Here is a 17755-nt window from a genome sequence, read left to right as displayed (position 1 = left end):
CGCGGGTGCCGGAATCTCATGCGGGCGGGTTCGCCCACACGCGGGCCACTTCCACGGCCTGCGCCGGGTTGAGGCGGGGGTCGCAGTGGGAGGACAGGAGGGGGCGGGACGGTCCGCGGGCGCCGTGGGCGGCGTCCACTCCCGAGAGGTCGTCTCCCCAGACGCATTCGGTGACGTCGTGCGGGGTCGTCTCCAGGTGCAGGCCGGCGGGCGTTCCGCCGGCCTCGGTGACCGCCTTCAGGAAGCCGCGGACCTCGGCGACGATCGCGGTCACCGGGCGGACCTTCGTCCCGGCGGGCGAGGTGGCGGTGTTGCCGTGCATGGGATCGCTCAGCCAGACGACGCGGTGACCGGCCTCGCGTACGGCCGCGACGAGCGGCGGCAGCGCGGTCGCGACCGCCCCGGCGCCCATGCGGGCGATGAGGGTGAGGCGGCCGGGCTCGCGGCCCGGGTCGAGGCGGGCGCACAGGGCGAGCAGGTCCTCCGGCCGGGTCGTGGGTCCGACCTTGCACGCCACCGGGTTGGCCACCTGCGCCAGCATCATGGCGTGCGGGCCGTCGGGCTGCCGGGTCCGCTCGCCGATCCACGGCAGGTGGGTGGAGGCCAGCAGGGTGTCACCGGTGACGGTGCGGCGCAGCAGGGGAAGTTCGTAGTCGAAGACGAGCGCCTCGTGGCTGGTCCACACGGGGGCGCCGGTGGGCGGCATCCAGGCGCTGGTGCGCTGTCGCAGGTAGGTGACGGCGCGGAACGCCGCGTGGTAGCAGTCCAGCATCCGCGTCGGATCGGCCCGCCGGGCGGCGGGGGTCGGTTCGGGCCCGTTGACCAGATGGCCCCGGTAGACGGGCAGTTCGACGCCGTCGACGGTCTCGGTGGTCGCGCTGCGGGGCTTGGCGAACTGGCCGGCGATGCGTCCGATGCGGACGACCGGTTTGCCGGTGCCGGCCACCATGACACCGGCCAGCGCGTCGATCAGGCCGGCCTTGCGCATGACTGCCCAGGGTTCGCACTCCGCGGGGTCCTCGGCGCAGTCCCCCGCCTGGACCACCAGGTACTGTCCGGCCGCGGCCTCGGCGAGCAGGGTGCGCAGCAGGCGTACCTCCTCCCAGGTGACCAGGCCCGGCAGCCGGGCCAGTTCGGCGCGCATGGCCGCGGCCTGTACGGGGTCGCCCCAGACGGGCTGCTGTTCGGCCGTGCTCAGGTCCCAGGGGTAGTCCTGGTCGAGTTCGACGAACGGGCCCTCGGCCCCGAGCGAGGGCAGCGGGTAGCCGGTTCCGGTCGCGGCGCTCACGTGTGGCCTCCTGCCGGGCGGAGCTGCGGGCGTGGGGATCGGTGCACGCTGTGGTGCGCCATCAGGCGGGGAATTCGCCGGACGGCAGCCGGCGGGCCATCGTCAGGCCGTCGGCGAGCGGCAGCATGACCAGTTGCACGCGGTCGTCCTTGCGGGCGTGCTCGTTGAACGCCCGGACGGCGGCGGGTTTCGGCGCGGGCTTGTCGTCGATGACCTCGCCGTTGAAGAGTGTGTTGTCGACGAGCAGGAGGCCGCCGGGCCGCAGCCGCGGAACCAGCTCTTCCCAGTAGCCGATGTAGCCCGGCTTGTCCGCGTCGATGAACGCCAGGTCCAGATGGGGTTCGGCGGGCATCGCGCGCAGGGTGTCCAGCGCGTCGCCGAGCCGTAGTTCGATGCGGTCGGTGACACCGGCGCGGGCCCAGAAGTCGCGGGCGAGTGCGGTCCATTCGGCGGAGACGTCGCAGGTGATCAGCGAGCCGCCGGGCGCCAGGCCGCGGGCCAGACAGAGCGAGGAGTACCCGGTGAAGGTGCCCACCTCGACGATGCTGCGGGCGCCCAGCAGCCGTACCAGGAAGGTCAGCAGGGCGCCCTCCTCGGGCGCGACCGTCATGTGCGCCTGGTCGGGTATCGCCTTGTGGGTGTGCTCGATCAGTTCGGCGAGGACCGGGTCGGGCGTCATCCTGCCCTGGTCGAGGAGGTAGGCGTGCAGTTCGGGGGTGAGGGCCAGGTTCCTGGCGGTCAGCGTGTCGTTCCGCAACACAGTGTGCTCCTGAGGATGGGGGGTGGGGCGGGGCAAGGACACAGAGCCGGGGCGGGGACGGGGCTCAGAGGTGAGCCGCGTGCTCGGTGCGGCGCCACGCGGTGTAGGCGTGGCGGACGGCTTCGGTGTCGCGCGGGATGTGGGTGGTGAACTTCCGGAGGTCGCCGGCGCAGTGCAGTTCGAACCGCCGTCGCCGTGCGGGCCAGGTGTGGTCGCGTACGAAGTACATGACCGTCGAACCCTGCGGGCCCTCGTGCGGGTTGTAGCCGCCGCCCTCCCACAGGAGCCCGGCCTCGGTGCGCCATGCGGTGACGAGACTTTCGAGTACGGGCGCGCTCGGGCGGCCGCACACGAACGCGGTGTGCTGCTCGAAGCCGTGCGCGGCCTCGGACTCCTCGATCCGCCCGTCGAAGGCCGCTTCGTCGCGGGGGAGGAGGAACACCTCGACCGAGGCGTGGTGCCGGCCGTCCGGTAACTCCGGCCGCAGGCGCGTGATGTGGACGCGGCACTTCGCCGGGTCGAGGCCGTATCGCTCGCTCAGTCTCCCGCGGACCACTGTGCTCGGCACGGTGGGCAGTGGTGCGAGCCCTTGCTGTTCCAGGTGGCGCAGGCCCGAGTCGAGGGTGCGCGGGAAGAGCAGCACGGCGCAGTGGTCGAAGACGCAGTGCTGTTCGGTCAGGGAGAGGGCATCGCCGCCGGGCCCCACCTGTTCGAGAAGTGACGACGCCGACGCCGTCCACGCGGAACGGGCATCGCCGACGGCGCCGGCGAGACGTCTCAGGTCGGCGCCGGAGAAGGCGCTTTCGCCGGACATTCCGTCGGCCGACCGCATGCGTTCATTCGCTTTACCGAAAGGCTGAGCAACGGACATCGATACCTCCTGTGTCGGGGCCGTCGACATTCTGGGGTGGTTCTCATTCGCTCAGCAAGCCCACCTGTGGTCGCGAAATGAAGAATGACGCGAACGGAAATGAGCGGGCCCCGGAAACGTAGCGGATGTCCTGGGTAAATGCGATGGTTCGATCTTTTCGATGGCATCCATCGGCCCCACCGAACGGCTATGCGGCAGCCGGACGCAGGGACGTCCAAGGTGGATTCCGGCCCGTCTTCATTGAGATTTCTTACCGATACGATCCCGCGGAAGCGCAGGCAGGAGGGCGACGGCGCAGTAGGGCACCCGTCTTCTGGACGGCAGCGGAATCGTTCGGCCCAGCCGATGCGACGGATCGGCCGACGCGAACACCGGAGTGGCGCCGGGCGAAAACCGGGGCCGCTACCGGTAATCGGCCGCCGGATAAGGATTGGTTATCGTTCGGACCGGCCGGCCAGCATTACGAATATTTATGAGGGGTTCCCTGGACGATTCCTTCTCCCGCAGCCCAGAATCCGTGTCGGCAAGTCGGCGTACGTTCGTTCTGCCGTAGACGGAGGATCCTCGTGAGCACTCCCCACCCGGAATCGACGACCATGCTTCTGACGTTCACCGAAGCTCTGGAGCGTGCCGCGGCCCGTGGCACGGGACCTGCCGTGTGGGACGGAACCCGCTGGCGGACCTGGCGCGACTGCCGGGTCCAGGCCGAGCGGACCGCCGGGGCGCTGGCCCGGTGGGGGCTGCGAGCCGGTGAGGTCCTGGCGGCCCAACTGCCCAACTGCTGGGAGCTGGTGGTGCTGCACGCGGCCACCGCCCGGCTGGGCGTCCTGCTGCTGCCCCTGCACGCCGGCTACGGGGCCCACGAGGTCCGTTCACTGCTGGGTCAGTCCGAGGCCGTCGCGCTGGTGGCACGCGGTTCACACCGTGGCCGGGACCGTGTGGGCGACCTGCTCGCGCTGCGCGAACACTGCCCGTCCCTGCGGCACGTCTGGGTCTCCTCCGGCGAGTCGCCGGCTACCGGTGCGCCCCGGCCGCAGACGCCCGGGCTCCGGGACTCGGCCGAGTTGCTGGACGAGGCACCGGAACCGGCGGGGGCGCCGGTGGGCTGCCCGCAGGGGCCGGACGCGGCCCATACGCCGGTGGGCCGCCCGCAGGGGCCGGACGCGGCCCATACGCCGGTGGGCCGCCCGCAGGGGCCGGACGCTCCGCTGATGCTTCTCGCTTCCTCCGGAACGACGTCCCAGCGACCCAAACTCTGTGTGCACAGCCATGCCGGGCTCCTCGGCAACGCGGCAGCCGTGGCACGGGACGGCGGCCTCGGCGCGACGGACACGATCGTCTCCGCGAGCCCGCTCAGCCATGCCTTCGGTCTGCTCTCGGTGCACCTGGCGCTGGTCACCGGGGGGCGCGTCGGCCTCTTCGAGGGGTGGGACGCGCGACGCTTCCTGGAGACCCTGCGTGCCGCCTCGGCGACCGCCGCCTTCGCGGTCCCGGCCCAACTGCGCGACGTACTGGCCGTGTTGAAGGAGAAGGAAGAGGCGGAGGAGGGGAAGAAGAAGGAGGAGGCGTACGACCCCGGTGACCTGGCCGACCTGCGGGAGGTACGCACCGGCGGCGCGCCCGTGCCCCGCGAACTGGCCGACGACGTACGCCGCACACTGGGCGCCCGCCTCATCGTGCAGTGGGGGATGACGGAGATCGGCGCGGGCACCTGCACCCGCCCCGGTGACGCGCCCGAAGCGGCGTCGACCATAGGGCGGCCGGTGTCCGGCGCGGAGGTCAGAGTGGTGGACCGCGAAGGTGCCCCGGCCGCGCAGGGCAGGGCCGGCGAGCTGCAGTACCGCAGTCCGTACATGTTCCGCGGATACCACGGCGCCCCGGAGCTGACCCGGGCCGCGCTCACCGGCGACGGCTGGCTCCGCTCCGGGGACCTGGCGGCGCTCAACCCGGACGGCTCGGTCAGCTACCGGGGGCGCGCCGACGAGCTGATCAACCGGGGCGGGCTGAAGTTCAGCGCGCTGGAGGTGGAGGAGCTGCTCAACGACCTGCCGCAACTGGCTCAGCACGCGGTGCTGGGGCGGCCGGATCCGCGCCTGGGCCAGCGCTCCTGTCTGGTGGCCGCGCTCCGTGAAGGCGCCGGCGGTCTGACCCTGGGCGAGGTGACCGCCCATCTGGCGGCCAAGGGGCTGGCCACGTACAAGCTGCCTGAGCAGCTCGTGATCGTGGAGACGCTGCCGACCACGGTCACCGGCAAGATCGCCCGCTCCCGGCTGAGGGCGATCCCCCTGCCACCGCTCGCGGGCCCCCGCACCCCGGCCGCGCCCGCACCGCGGACCGCCGTGCCCGCTCCCGCACCGGGTCCGCGGTCCGCGCCGCAGGCACCCCAGCCGCAGCAGGCCCGGCCGTGACCGGGTGCGGCCCGCGGTCAGCCGCCCAGTTGCTCGCGCAGCACCGCCTGGAAGCCGGCCAGGCTGGGGTTCGTGGAATTGCGGTCGAGCCACGTCATGGTCACCGTGGTGCGCAGGTCGGTGTCGCCGATCTCCACGACGGCCACCTCGCCCCGGTCGGCCTGTCCGCGCACCGAGATCAGCGGGAGCAGCGCGCAGCCCATCCCGGCCGCCACGCACGCGCCCAGGGTGCCGATGCCGGAGACCTCCGCGATCGGTTCCTTCGACGGCGCCGAGCCGAAGGTGCTGTCGTACATCTCGCGGAATCCGCATCCCCGCTCGGTGGCGAGGAAGGGTTCCGCCACCAGCTCGTGCAAGCCGGCGCGACCGCGTTCGGCGAGGTGGTGGTCCGGAGGCACGATGACGACCAGTGGCTGTTCCGCCAGGGTCTCGAAGCGCAGTCCCGCGTCGGCGGGCGGGTCGCCGAAGGTGAGGCAGAGGTCCAGGTCGCCCCGGCGTACCGCCTTGTACAGCTCGCCGCGACTGTCCTGGCCCACCCGCACCCGGGCCTGCGGGTAGAGCGAACGGTAGGACGAGAGAACGGTCGGCAGCAGGTGCAGCCCCACGGTCTCCAGTGTGCCGATGGCCAGTTCCGAACCGGGCCTGGAGACCGCCCACCGGGTCTCCTCCAGAAGCTTGAGGATTCGGTCGGTGTACTCCGACAGCACCGCACCCTGTGCGGTGAGCCGAACCCTTCGCTGCGACCTGTCGAGCAGGTCGACGCCCAATTCACGCTCCAACGACTGAATTTGATCGCTCACGCTGGACTGTGCGTAGTGCAGTTCACGGGCCGCCTGCGTGACGCTCAGTGTCCGGGCCACTGTTTCGAACGTCCGGAGATGCCGCAACTCCATGCTTCTGCCCCCCAGTTGCTGAACCATCGGCCGTGCCGATGTCACCCATAGGGTATTCCCTCCGTCACCACCGTCAATTCCGCTTCCGCCTCCGCTTGAATGAAGACTCCGTCCCGACGAGCCGGCTTCGGCGACGGAAAGACCGATTCTGAAAACGAGGAGAAACACATGGCAACGCAGGCGGAACCACAGCGGGCTTCCGTCACCGGCGAGGAACCGACCGGTAAGCCTTCGCGCACTCTGCTGGTAGGACTTTCGCTCGGCTACTTCATGGTCCTGCTGGACATGACCATCGTCTCGGTCGCGCTCCCCGCCATCTCCCGCGACCTGCACATCGGGCTGAGCGGGCTCCAGTGGGTCACCAACGGCTACACCATCACCTTCGCCGCGCTGCTGCTCACGGCGGGCTGGCTGTCGGACCGGTACGGCGGTCGCCGGATCTTCCTCTGGGGGCTCGTGGCGTTCGGAGTGCTCTCCGGCGTCTCGGCCGCGGCGACGACGCTCAACGCGCTCGTCGTGCTGCGCCTGGCCCTCGGCGTGGCGGGAGCGCTGCTGCTCCCGGCGTCGCTGGCCGTGATCACCAACGCGTACACCGACGCATCCGAGCGAGCCCGTGCGGTCGGTTCCTGGGCCGCCATCACGGGCGCCGCGCTCGCCGCCGGCCCGCTGGTGGGCGGTGTCCTGACCGACACGGTCGGGTGGCGCGCCATCTTCCTGATCAACGTGCCGCTGGCAGCGGCCAGCCTCGTCATCACCCTGCGGCTGGCCCCGGAGACCGCGCGCAAGCAGCGCAGCGGCCTCGACCTGACCGGGCAGCTCAGCGGCGTGACCGCCCTGGCAGCGCTGGTGTACGCCCTGATCGAGGGCCCCTCCAAGGGCTGGTCGGACGGTGGCGTGCTGATCGCCTTCGCGCTGGCGGCGCTCGCGGTGGTGGCCTTCCTCGTCGCGGAGTCGCGCGCCGGTGACGCGGCCATGCTCCCCCTGCGGATGTTCCGCAGCCGTGGCTTCTCGGCCGCGCTGGGGGCGGGTCTGCTGGCCAACTTCGGTCTGTCCGGGCTCCTGTTCGTCCTGTCGCTGTTCTTCCAGGACAGCCGCGGCTACTCCTCCTTCAGCGCCGGCCTCGCCTTTCTCCCGCTGACGCTGCCGACCGCGTTCAACCCGATCTACACCGGCCGGCTGGTCGGCCGCATCGGCCCGCGCCGCCCCGCCACCATCGGCTTCGTCCTGATGGGGATCGGCGCGCTGCTCCAGGCGCCGTTCACCGGCAACTCCGGCGTCGACCTCACGGTCACCGTGGTGGGCCTGCTCGCCTTCGGGTTCGGGATCTCCTTCGCCCTGCCCGCCCTGGTGGCCGGGATGGCGAGCTCGATCCCGGTCGACCTCGCCGGAATCGGCGCGGGGGCTCTCAACTCCGCACGCCAGGTGGGCGCCTCGCTGGGTGTCGCCGCCTTCGGTGTGATCCTCAACCTCGCCTCGACGAACGCCGACGGGACCCGGTGGGCCCTTGTCGCCGCCGGCGTGGCCCTGCTGGCCGGAGCTCTCATCACCGGCACGGGGCTGCGCGGGAAGACGCCCTCCGCCGCTCGCTGACCCGCCTCACCGGCAGCGCGCCGGTCCCTGCCGTCCCGCCCCTGTGAACGAGGAGGAACATTGCAGAGCGCATCACCGCCCCCGCAGACCCGTGAGCCGGGACTGCGTCTGGACGGCGTCGACCACCTGGCCTTCGTCACCTGGAAGCCGCGCGCTACCCATGAGTTCTACACCCGGGCCCTTGGAATGCCCCTGGTCCACGCCATCACGGCGACGGGCTGGGTCACCGAGGACTATCCGGACTTCGTGCACTTCTTCTTCGACATGGGCCGGGGGAACCGGATCGCGTTCTTCTACTACTTCGGCCTTCCCGACGAGGAGCCGCCGAGCGACCTGATGCACCGCTCGCGCCACGTCGCCTTCCACGTCGACACGGAGGAGGAGCTCCTGGCGTGGCGGGACAGGCTCAAGGCGCACGGCGTCCGGGTGACCCGGCCGATGGGGCACGAGCTGATCGAGTCGATCTACTTCGACGACCCCAACGGAATCCAGCTGGAGATCACCCGGCCGCTGCGCGACATGTCCGGGATCGACTCCCGCGACGCGGAACTGACCCTGGCCGCGCTCGCCGACGTCGCCGAGTCCTCACAGCCCTCGGCGCAGGCGCTCTGGCAGCGCAAGGCGGAGCTCATACGCAAGAACGCGGAGGTGCCGGGCGCATGACGGTGTCGGTGTACGTGCTCGACGTACCGGAGTTCGAACCCGTGGTCCGCACCGCGCTGACCGCCGGAATGGACGTCCACCGGGCGGGCGACTACCTGAAGTTGACCACCCAGGACCGCGAAGTGGTCCTGCGTCGCGAGGAGACCGGAATGCGCCCCGCTCTGTGGCACGCCATGCTGACCGGCGGCCTCGACGGCCGCATCGTCGCCTTCACGCCCGAGGTCGTCCACCTGGCCGAGGGGGCGGGAGCATGAACAGCGGCACCGGACCGGCCTCCCGCCATCCCGTCCTGGTCGTCGGCGCCGGCCCGGCCGGGCTCAGCGCCGCACTGGCACTGCGCGCGGCCGGTCTGCCCGCGGTGGTCCTGGACAAGCGCGTCCAGGACACGGTGCGGCCGGGCAGCCGCGCCGCGTACCTGCACGGAGCGTCACTGCGCGAGCTGGAGCTGGTCAGTCCCGGACTGGGCCACGAGATCGCCGGCCGTGGCCTGATGTGGTCCACCAAGCGGTCGTTCTGGGCCGGGCGGGAGATATACGCGCGCACCTATCCTCCGCTGCACCGCGAGGGCCTGCCGCCGTTCACCAGCCTGCCGCAGGTGCAGACGGAGGACCTGATGGCCACGGCCTGCGAGAAGCAGGGGGTGGAATTCCACTGGGGCGTGGAGGTGGCCTCGGCGCACAGCGGCCCGGACGGTGTACGGCTGGTGGACTCCTCGGGCAAGGAGTGGCAGGCGGAGTACGTGATCGCCGCCGACGGGTCGCGCTCGCCGCTGCGGTCCGCCATCGGCAGTCCGCTGGAGGGTCCGCGTTCACGGAACACCTTCGTGGTGGTGGACCTGGACGACGACCCCGCGCACCCGTTGCCCATCGAGCGGGTCTTCCACTACCACCACCCGGGGGCCGGCGGCCGCAACGTCCTGATCGTCCCGTTCGCCGGCGGCTGGCGGGTCGACCTCAACCTCCTGGTGAACGACGACCCCGAGCAGTACATCTCGCCCGAGGGGCTGCGGCGGTGGATCCCCCGGGTGATGCCCGAGTCGTACGGGGAACGGGTGCGCTGGGTGTCCACCTACCGTTTCGCCCAGCAGGTGGCGGCCACCTTCACGGACACCCACCGCCGGGTCCTGCTGACGGGGGAGGCCTCGCACCTGTTCGCACCGTTCGGTGCGCGGGGCATGAACTCCAGCATCCCCGACGCGGTCCGGGCGGTGCGGGCCGTCGGGGCGGCGCTGTCGGCGCAGGGTCCCGCCGAGGCCCAGGCGGAGATCGTCCGGTTCGCCGACGAACGCAAGGAGGCCGCCGTCTACAACCGTGCCTGCGCCAGTGCGGCTCTCGAACACATGCTGGCGGAACGCCGGTCGGTCCGTCTGCGGCGACGGGCGGCCGCCGCGGTGGCCTCGGCCGGCCTGAAGGCGGGGGCGTGGCTGGACGCAGCGCCCTACGGCCCGAAGCTGGTGCAACGCGGCGCGGCCCGGACCTCGTACTGACCCGGTCGCATGGCCGGCCGACCCGGCCGGCCATGCGGCGCTCGCCTCACAGGGGGAGCGCGGTCGTGCGGCGCTCGCCTCACAGAGGGAGCAGGGGCAGACTCCTGAGCGTCGCGCGGGCGACGGCGCGCGCCGCCTCGAGGACCGGCTTGCGGGCCGTGGCGGAGAAGGCGAGGTGGACGAGCAGGGGTTCGGGCGCGGGCCCGAGAACCCCCTCCGGGGTGGGGCGCAGGGAAAGGTGGTTGTGATGAGTGTTCGCGGGGAGGGCCGTGTAGGCCAGGCCCGCCTGTACGGAGGCGCGGACCGACAACGGGTCGGAGCACCAGGGCACCGAGTGCCAGGGGACTTTGCGCTCGGCCAGGGTGTCGATGATCCGTACGCTCAGCGCCGACCGCTCGCTGTCGAACGCCATGGGAAAGCTGTTCCCGGAAGCGAGGGTCGCTTCGCCGAACCACGCCAGCCGCAACCGCCCCAGCACCTCGCTGCGGGGGGTCTCCGTCCCCAGCAGCAGGGCCGCCTCCAGCTCCCCACGAGCGAGCTTCTCGGCGAGCGCGGAGCTGAGTCCTGTCGTCATCGCTCCACGTAAGTGCGGCCGCTCCACCGCCAGTTGGCTGATCATGCTCTTCAACCCGTCGGCAAGGTGCACCGAACATCCCATGCTGAACGACTGATGGCTCTGGATCGCCGACAGCTCGCTGAGGACTTCGCTGTTCAGCAGGATGACGCGACGGGCATGCGCCACCAGCTCCCGACCGGCCGGCGTGAGTTGCAGAGGCCGTTTTCCGCGCTGGAACAACGGGGCCTGGATAACTGATTCCAGCCGTTGCATTTGCTGACTCACCGTCGGCTGCGTCACGTGCAGCGTCTGCGCCGCGCGCGCGAAGCCGTTCTCGTCGACAATGGCCACAAGGGTTCTGAGAAGTTTTACTTCGATGTCACGCTGCAACATTGTTCAGCACCTGATCCCGGTCGGCATGGGCAAAGGCATGAGCATGCGTACGGTCATGACGTACTTGTTGACGCGTCGCCTACCGGTAATGGGGCGCGGGCCGTGCGGCGGCCCCGTCTTCCGGTCCTATGCGGGTGCGAACAATCAGAGCCTGAGTACGTGGGGGTCGCGGGTGACCCGCTGCGCGAAGGAATGGCGCCCGGTGCGCGCGCATTCTTCAGATGCTGCCGATGGCAGAAGAGAGGAGAGACAGAACACAGTGGCCCCCGTGTGGCTACGTCTCCGATGTAGCGGTCGGCCCCATCTTCACATAATAAGTCAGTTGTACGATGTTGGATTTGCCATTCGAGCGCCCGTGGCGCCCGGAATGTCTGCCAAATTTGACTTTCCCTATACTCGCCGATGGCCCCCGCATGGGCACTCAATATCGGCCAAGCTGACCAGTATTGGCGCTCGGGACTCGGGCCCGAGTTCCGGGATTCGAGCGATGTCATATACGGAAACGGCAACGGTTGCTCTGCCCGTCTTCGCCCGCACACCCGGGGCCGAGGAATACGTACGGACGCGAGTGACCGAGCGGCCCTTTCGCGCAGGCGAGCCGTGAGGCTTTGCGTCGGCGGGAGTGTAAAACGTTCGGCGTAACTCCCGATCATGGAAGATGCATCGATGACCAGCAACAACGTGACCGAGGCCGAGCCTGTCGAGCCATCTGGGGCGGCGCCGTCGAAGTCTGTGGACGACCGGTTGATCGACGAGCTGGTGGGCCGGGATCAGGCCGAGGGCCTGCAGCTGACCGGCGAGGGTGGGCTGCTCCAGCAGCTGACGAAGCGACTCCTGGAGTCGGCCGTCGAGGGCGAGGTCACCGACCACCTCGGCTATGACGAACACGATTGTCCGGCGTGAGGAAGACCGGTGGGCAGGGCGACGGCCATGGACCGCCCGAACGCGGGGAGGGCTACGGCACGTCCGGGTCGCGTGCGCTCCAGCCCGGTGCGTCGAGCCGGATCGCATGGTCGCCCACGAGCGATCGGAGCGCCTCCTCGACCACGGAGACGGACGAGGCGCCCACCTGCTCCTCCCACTGCTCACGCAACTCGTCGAAGATCGCTTCGCCTTGCGCCAGCAGCGCGAGTCCGTGATCGGTGACGCGAAGTCGCGTCCGTCGTCCGTCGGCCGGGTCCGGTTGCCGCGCTACGTAGTCGCGCTCCTCCAGTACGGCGAGCGTCTTCGCGGCCGCCTGCCGCGTCACCGACATCCGGCGGGCGAGCTCGGACACGCTGTCCGCGCCGGACAGGATCGAGTGGAGGGCGAAATCGTGCACCGTCCGCACGTCCTCGTGCCCGCGCTCGGCGAGCTCGGCGGTGGCTCGGTCCGCCAGGGTACGGAAGCCGGCGAGCAGGAGCAGCGCGAGATCGGCGCCTGATCTGGACATGCGGCCAGCATACGGTCACCTTTGACATAGGTAACCTGGTTGCCTACCTTGGTTGGCAACCAGGTTGCCTATGTGGGAGCTGCTCGTGACCGTCACCCTGCCCGCCGGTGCGACCCTTCCGGGCGTCACCCACCACCTCGCCGACGTCAACGGCACGCGACTGCACTACGTCTCCGCCGGCACCGGCGGCTCTCCGGTCCTGCTGGTGCACGGGTGGCCGGAGACGTGGTGGGCGTTCCGCAAGCTCATTCCGCTCCTCGCCCGGACCCACCGGGTCCTCGCCCTCGACCTCCGCGGGTTCGGCGACTCGGGCAACGCCGACACCGAGTACGGCGAGGCGGTGTCGGCCGAGGATCTGCGCCATCTCGTCGGACACATCGGCGCAGGGCCCGTTCACCTCGTATGCCAGGACATCAGCGGCGGCACGGCCTTCCGCTTCGCGGCGACGCACCCCGAGGACGTCATCAGCTTCACCGGAATCGAGACCGCCCTGGCCGGCTACGGATTCGAGGCACTTGCCGACGTGAACAACCGCGGTTCCTGGCACGTCGGATTCCTCGGCGCCCCGGGCATCCCCGGAATGCTCCTGCCGGGCCATGAGCGCGAGCTTCTGGCCGACTGGGCCTTCCCGTTGATGAACGGGACGGAGGGCTCCCTCCGGGAGGAGGATGTCGACGAGTTCGTCCGGACCTACGCGCGCCCGAACGCCTGGCGGGGTACGGAGGGGCTCTACCGCGGCATCTTCTCCGACGGAGGTGCGACCCGAGCGCTCGCCGAGTCGCACCCGATCGCCGTGCCGGTGCTCACTGTTGAGGCAGCGGGCCATGGACGGATCACGGAGAAGACCTTCCGGCAGGTGGCCGCCGGTGAGGTCACCGCGGTGCACCTCGAAGGGGTCGGCCACCTCATCGCGCAGGAAGCCCCTGAAGCGCTCGCTGCCGCTCTCCTGGAGTTCACCGGAAGAATCGACGCCAAGAAGGCCTGAGTGCCGTGGGGGCCGGGGCGCTGAAGCGCCACGAATCCGAGCCGGGCCCGGCTCGGATTCGTGGCCTGAGTGGTCAGGACGTTCAGGCGTTCAGGTGGTCAGCCCTCGGCCTGGTCCACGCGCCGGCCCACCATGCCCGTGGCCCCGGCAGCGCCGCCGTAGCGTGACGTTCCCCGATCCGGCGCAGACGACCGCCCACTCGTACGAGTTCCCCCGGTTCGGCTCCGGTTCGCTGTGGGAACCGTCACCGACCGCTCAGTGCGCCCCGTCCAGCCGCCCCCGCTGCTCGTCCGTCAGTTCCAGATCCACCGCCGCCAGGTTCTCCTTCAGCTGCGCCACCGACGAGGCCCCGGCCAGCGGGATCACGGGCAGCCGGCCGCCGATCTGCCAGGCCAGCACGACCTGGTTGACGCCCGCCCCCGTCTCCGCGGCGACCTCGCGCAGGACCCGGAGGCGGGCGGGGGTGCCGGGGTGGTCGTAGTCCTGGGGAAGCGGCTTGTCCGGACGGGTGTACGCACCGGCGAGCAGCGGTGAGTAGGCGACCAGGGTCAGGTCCTGTTCGGCGCGCAGATAGCTGAGCAGTTCGGGCCCGGCATGGCCCAGGCTGCCGTCCTCGAAGAGAGGGCTGGGGACGTCGAAGCGGGGGCGCAGATGGCTGTGCTGGTACTGGAGCACCTCGTAGCCGGGCAGCCCGGCGGAGGCCGCGAGTGCCCGGGCGCGCTCCACCCGCCAGATGGCGTGGTTGCTGGCACCCAGCAGCCCCACCGTGCCGGCCGCGCTCAGTTCCCCGAGCGCCTCGACCGTTTCGGCGAGCGGGACGGAACGGTCCTCTATGTGGGCGTAGAGCAGGTCGAGCCGTTCCACCCCGAGGCGTTCGCGGCTGCGTTCCACGGCTTCACGGACCGCCTTCGCCGACAGGCCCTCCGGGTTGTCGACGAACCCGGTCCCGGGGGCGAGCGGTTCGGCGCCCAGCTTGGTGGCGATGACGATCTCGTCCCCGATGCCGCGGCTGCGCCGCCACTTGCCGAGCAGCCGCTCGCTCTGGCCGCCGAGGCCGCCCTCGACCCAGTACGCGTAGTTGTCGGAGGTGTCGATGAACGTGCCGCCGGCCTCGACGAAGTGGTCCAGGATCGCGAACGAGGTCTTCTCGTCGGTGACCGACCCGAAGAGCATGGCGCCGAGTGCGAGGGCGCTCACCTCGCGGCGGGTGTCGGGATCTGTGCCGATGGTGCGGTACTTCATGTCGTTCCCCTCCGGTTCCGGTCACCGTCGTCCGGTGGCCGTGAAGGGGAGTGTGCTTGTTGAAGCGCACTTCAAGGCAAGCGCGTTGGCAGGAAAGCGGCTGACGGAGTCTGATCTCCGTCGCCTAGTCTTGAAGCGTCTCACCGCGTGTGAAGTACTCCGCATCGAGGAGCGACCAGTGACGGCAGACCTACCCGGCCCCCGGCCCCCGATCGACACCAGCAGGCCTCATCCTGCCCGCGTCTACGACTGGTTCCTGGGCGGCAAGGAGAACTATCCGGCGGACCAGGAGTTCGCGCGGACGCTGCCGGAGGAGACGCGCGGGAACGCCGCGCGGAACCGGGCGTTCATGCACCGGTCCGCCGCCTGGCTGGCGCGCGAGGGGATCGACCAGTTCCTGGACATCGGGGCCGGCATCCCCACCGAGCCCAACCTCCACCAGATCGTCCAGGCGATCACGCCGACGGCCCGCGTCGTCTACGCGGACAACGACCCGATCGTCCTGCGGCACGCGGAGTCACTCCTCGCCGGCACCCCCGAAGGGGCCACCCACTACCTTCACGCCGATGTGCGGGAACCGGAGGCGATCCTCGAACGGGCGGTGCGGTTGCTGGACTTCGACCGGCCCGTCGCCCTGTCACTGATCGCGCTGATGCACTTCCTGCCGGACGCCCAGGACCCGTTCGGTATCACCCGCACCCTGGTCGACGCGCTGCCCACCGGCAGTTACCTGGTCCTCTCGCACGGCACGGCCGACCAGCACCCGGAGCTGCGGCAGGAGACCGAGAAGGCGTACAAGGAGGGGGCCATCCCGCTCCAGATGCGTACGCGTGCCGAGGTCGAGCCGTTCTTCGAGGGGCTGGAGCTCGTCGAGCCCGGGCTCGTCCCCGCGGCCGAGTGGTACCGCGAGGAGCCGGCGCCGGTCGTCGAGCGCAGTGGCTTCTACGTGGGTGTCGGCCGGGTGGTCCGGTGAGCGGCCGGTTCACGGCGGACGACGGCACCCTGATCGTGTACGACGACCTTGGAGCGGCGGACGCCGAGCCGCCGCCCGTCGTCCTCGTGCACGGGCACCCGTTCAACCGGACCATGTGGCGGCCGCAGACCGACGCGCTGGTCGCGGCCGGGTACCGGGTGATCGCGGCCGACCTGCGGGGGTACGGAGACAGCGGGGTCGTCCCGGGACGCACCCTGTTCGCGGTCTTCGCCGCGGACATCGCCGCACTGCTGGACCACCTGGGCATCGCGCGGGCCGTCGTCGGCGGGGTGTCCATGGGCGGGCAGATCGCCATGGAGTTCCACCGCTCCCACCCGGACCGGGTGGCGGCGCTGGTCCTGGCCGACACCTCACCGGTCGCCGAGACCGAGGACGGCAAGGCGTTCCGTAACCGTCTCGCCGGCCGGCTGCTCGCCGAGGGGATGAGCGGGTACGCGGACGAGGTGATCGACAAGATGCTGGCGCCGTACAACGTCACCGGGCAGCCGGATGTCGCCGCTCAGGTGCTGGGGATGATGCGCGGTACCGCTCCCGAGGGAGCGGCGGCCGCGCTGCGGGGCCGGGCCGAGCGGCCCGACTACCGTGACTCGCTCGCCGGTGCCGGGGTGCCGGTCCTCGTCGTCGTCGGCGCGGACGACGTCTACACGCCCGTCGCGGAGGCCCGGGTCCTGCACGGGCTGATTCCGGGCGCGGAGCTGGCCGTGGTCGAGGGGGCGGGTCACCTGCCGGGTCTGGAGCGGCCCGAGGCGTTCAACGATGCGCTGGTGCGATTCCTTGCGGCCGGGGTGCGGAAGAGCTGAGTGCCGGTGCGGAAGAGCTGAGGGCTAGAGCTTTTCGGCCCGGAGCGGCTTCGCGAAGCAGAGGCTGCTGTCGTACGTCCGGTAGTGGCCGAACTTCTCGCAGGGTGCGTAGCCGCTGGAGAGGTACAGCGCGATCGCCTCGGGCTGCTGGTCGCCGGTCTCCAGCACCATGCGGGTGCGGCCCGCCGCCCGGGCGTCGTCCTCCAGGGCGGCCAGGATGCGGCGGGCCAGGCCCTGCCCGCGTCCCTCGGGTATCACGAACATCCGCTTGAGCTCGGCGTCACCGTCCGAGTAGCCCTCGGCGTTGCGCTCCTGCGAGCGCCAGCCACCGGTGGCGACCGGGCGGCCCTGCGCGTCGTAGGCGAGCAGGTACAGCCCGTGCGGCGGGTCGAACATCGTGGCGTCCAGCGGTGTGATGTCGCCCTCGTCCCCGTAGCGCTCGGCGTATTCGAGCTGCACCTGGTCGTTGAGTTTGACGGCGTCGGGGTGGTCGTAAGGCCGCTGCTGGATATTCATGCGAACGATGGTACATGTATGCGACCGGCTGGGTCGGTATCGTGCCGGAATGCTCACCGTTACCAGCGTAAATGTGAACGGACTCCGTGCCGCCGCCAAGAAGGGCTTCGTCGAGTGGCTGGCGCAGACCGATGCCGATGTGATCTGCCTCCAGGAGGTGCGGGCCGAGGCGCAGCAGCTGCCCGACGAGGTGCGTGAGCCGGAGGGCTGGCACACCGTCCACGCACCAGCTGCCGCCAAGGGCCGGGCCGGGGTCTCGCTCTACTCCCGCCGGGCGCCCGAGCGCGTGCAGATCGGATTCGGCGGCTTCGGGGCCGAGGGGAGCGAGGAGTTCGACGCGAGCGGCCGGTACGTCGAGATCGACCTGCCGGGCGTCACCGTCGCGAGCCTGTACCTGCCCTCCGGCGAGGTCGGCACGGAGAAGCAGGACGAGAAGGAGCGCTTCATGGCGGCCTTCCTGCCCTACCTCACCGGCCTGAAGGCGCGTGCCGCCGCGGAGGGCCGTGAGGTCTTGGTGTGCGGCGACTGGAACATCGCGCACCGGGAGGTCGACCTGAAGAACTGGAAGGCCAACAGGAAGAGCTCCGGCTTCCTCCCCGAGGAGCGGGAGTGGCTGACCCGGGTCTTCGACGAGGCCGCGTACGTCGACGTCGTACGTGCCCTGCACCCGGACGTCGAGGGGCCGTACTCGTGGTGGTCCTATCGCGGGCGCGCCTTCGACAACGACACGGGATGGCGCATCGACTACCAGGTGGCGACACCCGGTCTGGCCGAGCGCGCCGTGAAGGCCCTGGTCGAGCGGGCCGCGACGCACGGCGAGCGGTGGAGCGACCACGCGCCGGTGACGGTGGTGTACGAGCGGTAGGACGCGGTACGAG

Annotated in this window: 17 protein-coding genes and 1 pseudogene; 10 read left to right on the top strand and 8 right to left on the bottom strand. The window is 70.7% G+C overall.

Translation table 11 applies throughout. The features are described 5' to 3' along the window. Positions 1 to 16: 16 nt before the first annotated feature. The 3 genes from OG446_RS14940 to OG446_RS14930 form a co-directional block, all read right to left on the bottom strand. Positions 17 to 1198 (bottom strand): 3-deoxy-7-phosphoheptulonate synthase, encoded by a 1182-nt coding sequence (locus tag OG446_RS14940; protein WP_443050272.1) that lies wholly within the window; start codon positions 1196 to 1198, stop codon positions 17 to 19. A gap of 151 nt (positions 1199 to 1349) precedes the next feature. Next, positions 1350 to 2048, bottom strand: a complete 699-nt coding sequence (locus tag OG446_RS14935) for an O-methyltransferase (RefSeq protein ID WP_328894503.1) — start codon at positions 2046 to 2048, stop codon at positions 1350 to 1352. Positions 2049 to 2112: 64 nt separating this feature from the next. Next, complete coding sequence (locus tag OG446_RS14930) at positions 2113 to 2862, bottom strand: hypothetical protein (protein ID WP_328894502.1); 750 nt, start codon at positions 2860 to 2862, stop codon at positions 2113 to 2115. A gap of 623 nt (positions 2863 to 3485) precedes the next feature. On the opposite strand from OG446_RS14930, the gene OG446_RS14925 reads away from it, so the two are divergent. Next, positions 3486 to 5327: a class I adenylate-forming enzyme family protein gene (locus OG446_RS14925; protein WP_328894501.1), complete on the top strand. Its 1842-nt coding sequence runs from the start codon at positions 3486 to 3488 to the stop codon at positions 5325 to 5327. Between the two features lie 17 nt (positions 5328 to 5344). Here the strand turns inward: OG446_RS14925 and OG446_RS14920 are convergent, their stop codons facing one another. After that, the gene (locus OG446_RS14920) at positions 5345 to 6220 is read right to left on the bottom strand and encodes a LysR family transcriptional regulator (RefSeq protein WP_328894500.1); all 876 of its coding nucleotides are present in this window, start codon (positions 6218 to 6220) and stop codon (positions 5345 to 5347) included. A 168-nt stretch (positions 6221 to 6388) separates the two neighbouring features. Between OG446_RS14920 and OG446_RS14915 the strand changes: the two genes are divergently transcribed. Genes OG446_RS14915 through OG446_RS14900 form a run of 4 tightly spaced genes read left to right on the top strand, consistent with a single transcriptional unit; the run spans position 6389 to position 9959 of the window. After that, complete coding sequence (locus OG446_RS14915; RefSeq protein WP_328894499.1) at positions 6389 to 7810, top strand: MFS transporter; 1422 nt, start codon at positions 6389 to 6391, stop codon at positions 7808 to 7810. Between the two features lie 60 nt (positions 7811 to 7870). Beyond that, entirely contained in the window at positions 7871 to 8473 is a 603-nt protein-coding gene (locus OG446_RS14910) for a VOC family protein (protein ID WP_328894498.1), read from the top strand. Continuing rightward, complete coding sequence (locus OG446_RS14905) at positions 8470 to 8727, top strand: hypothetical protein (protein ID WP_328894497.1); 258 nt, start codon at positions 8470 to 8472, stop codon at positions 8725 to 8727. Before OG446_RS14910 ends, OG446_RS14905 begins: the two co-directional genes overlap by 4 nt. Beyond that, the gene (locus tag OG446_RS14900; RefSeq protein ID WP_328894496.1) at positions 8724 to 9959 is read left to right on the top strand and encodes an FAD-dependent monooxygenase; all 1236 of its coding nucleotides are present in this window, start codon (positions 8724 to 8726) and stop codon (positions 9957 to 9959) included. The genes OG446_RS14905 and OG446_RS14900 overlap by 4 nt, the downstream gene beginning before the upstream one ends. Positions 9960 to 10038: 79 nt before the next feature. Here OG446_RS14900 and OG446_RS14895 read toward each other — a convergent pair whose 3' ends face one another. After that, entirely contained in the window at positions 10039 to 10908 is an 870-nt protein-coding gene (locus OG446_RS14895; protein ID WP_328894495.1) for a LysR family transcriptional regulator, read from the bottom strand. Between the two features lie 666 nt (positions 10909 to 11574). On the opposite strand from OG446_RS14895, the pseudogene OG446_RS14890 reads away from it, so the two are divergent. Beyond that, positions 11575 to 11799: pseudogene (locus OG446_RS14890) on the top strand (IS256 family transposase); the annotation flags it as partial. Between the two features lie 64 nt (positions 11800 to 11863). Here the strand turns inward: OG446_RS14890 and OG446_RS14885 are convergent. Further along, positions 11864 to 12340, bottom strand: coding sequence for a MarR family winged helix-turn-helix transcriptional regulator (locus OG446_RS14885; protein ID WP_328894494.1), 477 nt, complete (start codon positions 12338 to 12340; stop codon positions 11864 to 11866). Between the two features lie 85 nt (positions 12341 to 12425). On the opposite strand from OG446_RS14885, the gene OG446_RS14880 reads away from it, so the two are divergent. Beyond that, positions 12426 to 13325 (top strand): alpha/beta hydrolase, encoded by a 900-nt coding sequence (locus tag OG446_RS14880; RefSeq protein ID WP_328894493.1) that lies wholly within the window; start codon positions 12426 to 12428, stop codon positions 13323 to 13325. Between the two features lie 255 nt (positions 13326 to 13580). Here the strand turns inward: OG446_RS14880 and OG446_RS14875 are convergent, their stop codons facing one another. Next, on the bottom strand, positions 13581 to 14567 hold the full coding sequence (locus tag OG446_RS14875) for an aldo/keto reductase (protein ID WP_328894492.1): 987 nt from the start codon (positions 14565 to 14567) through the stop codon (positions 13581 to 13583). A gap of 178 nt (positions 14568 to 14745) precedes the next feature. Here OG446_RS14875 and OG446_RS14870 point away from each other — a divergent pair, with 178 nt between their 5' ends. Beyond that, positions 14746 to 15540, top strand: a complete 795-nt coding sequence (locus OG446_RS14870; protein WP_328894491.1) for an SAM-dependent methyltransferase — start codon at positions 14746 to 14748, stop codon at positions 15538 to 15540. Then, positions 15537 to 16361, top strand: coding sequence for an alpha/beta fold hydrolase (locus tag OG446_RS14865; RefSeq protein ID WP_443050125.1), 825 nt, complete (start codon positions 15537 to 15539; stop codon positions 16359 to 16361). Before OG446_RS14870 ends, OG446_RS14865 begins: the two co-directional genes overlap by 4 nt. Before the next feature lie 24 nt (positions 16362 to 16385). Here OG446_RS14865 and OG446_RS14860 read toward each other — a convergent pair whose 3' ends face one another. Next, positions 16386 to 16877: a GNAT family N-acetyltransferase gene (locus OG446_RS14860; RefSeq protein ID WP_328894490.1), complete on the bottom strand. Its 492-nt coding sequence runs from the start codon at positions 16875 to 16877 to the stop codon at positions 16386 to 16388. A 49-nt stretch (positions 16878 to 16926) separates the two neighbouring features. Here OG446_RS14860 and OG446_RS14855 point away from each other — a divergent pair, with 49 nt between their 5' ends. Then, positions 16927 to 17742, top strand: a complete 816-nt coding sequence (locus OG446_RS14855) for an exodeoxyribonuclease III (RefSeq protein WP_328894489.1) — start codon at positions 16927 to 16929, stop codon at positions 17740 to 17742. Positions 17743 to 17755 lie beyond the last annotated feature (13 nt).

Origin of the sequence: Streptomyces sp. NBC_00236 (assembly GCF_036195045.1) — a bacterium.
Lineage (GTDB): Bacteria > Actinomycetota > Actinomycetes > Streptomycetales > Streptomycetaceae > Streptomyces.
Note: the sequence above shows the minus strand (reverse complement) of the source record. Positions and strands in the feature narration are given on the sequence as shown.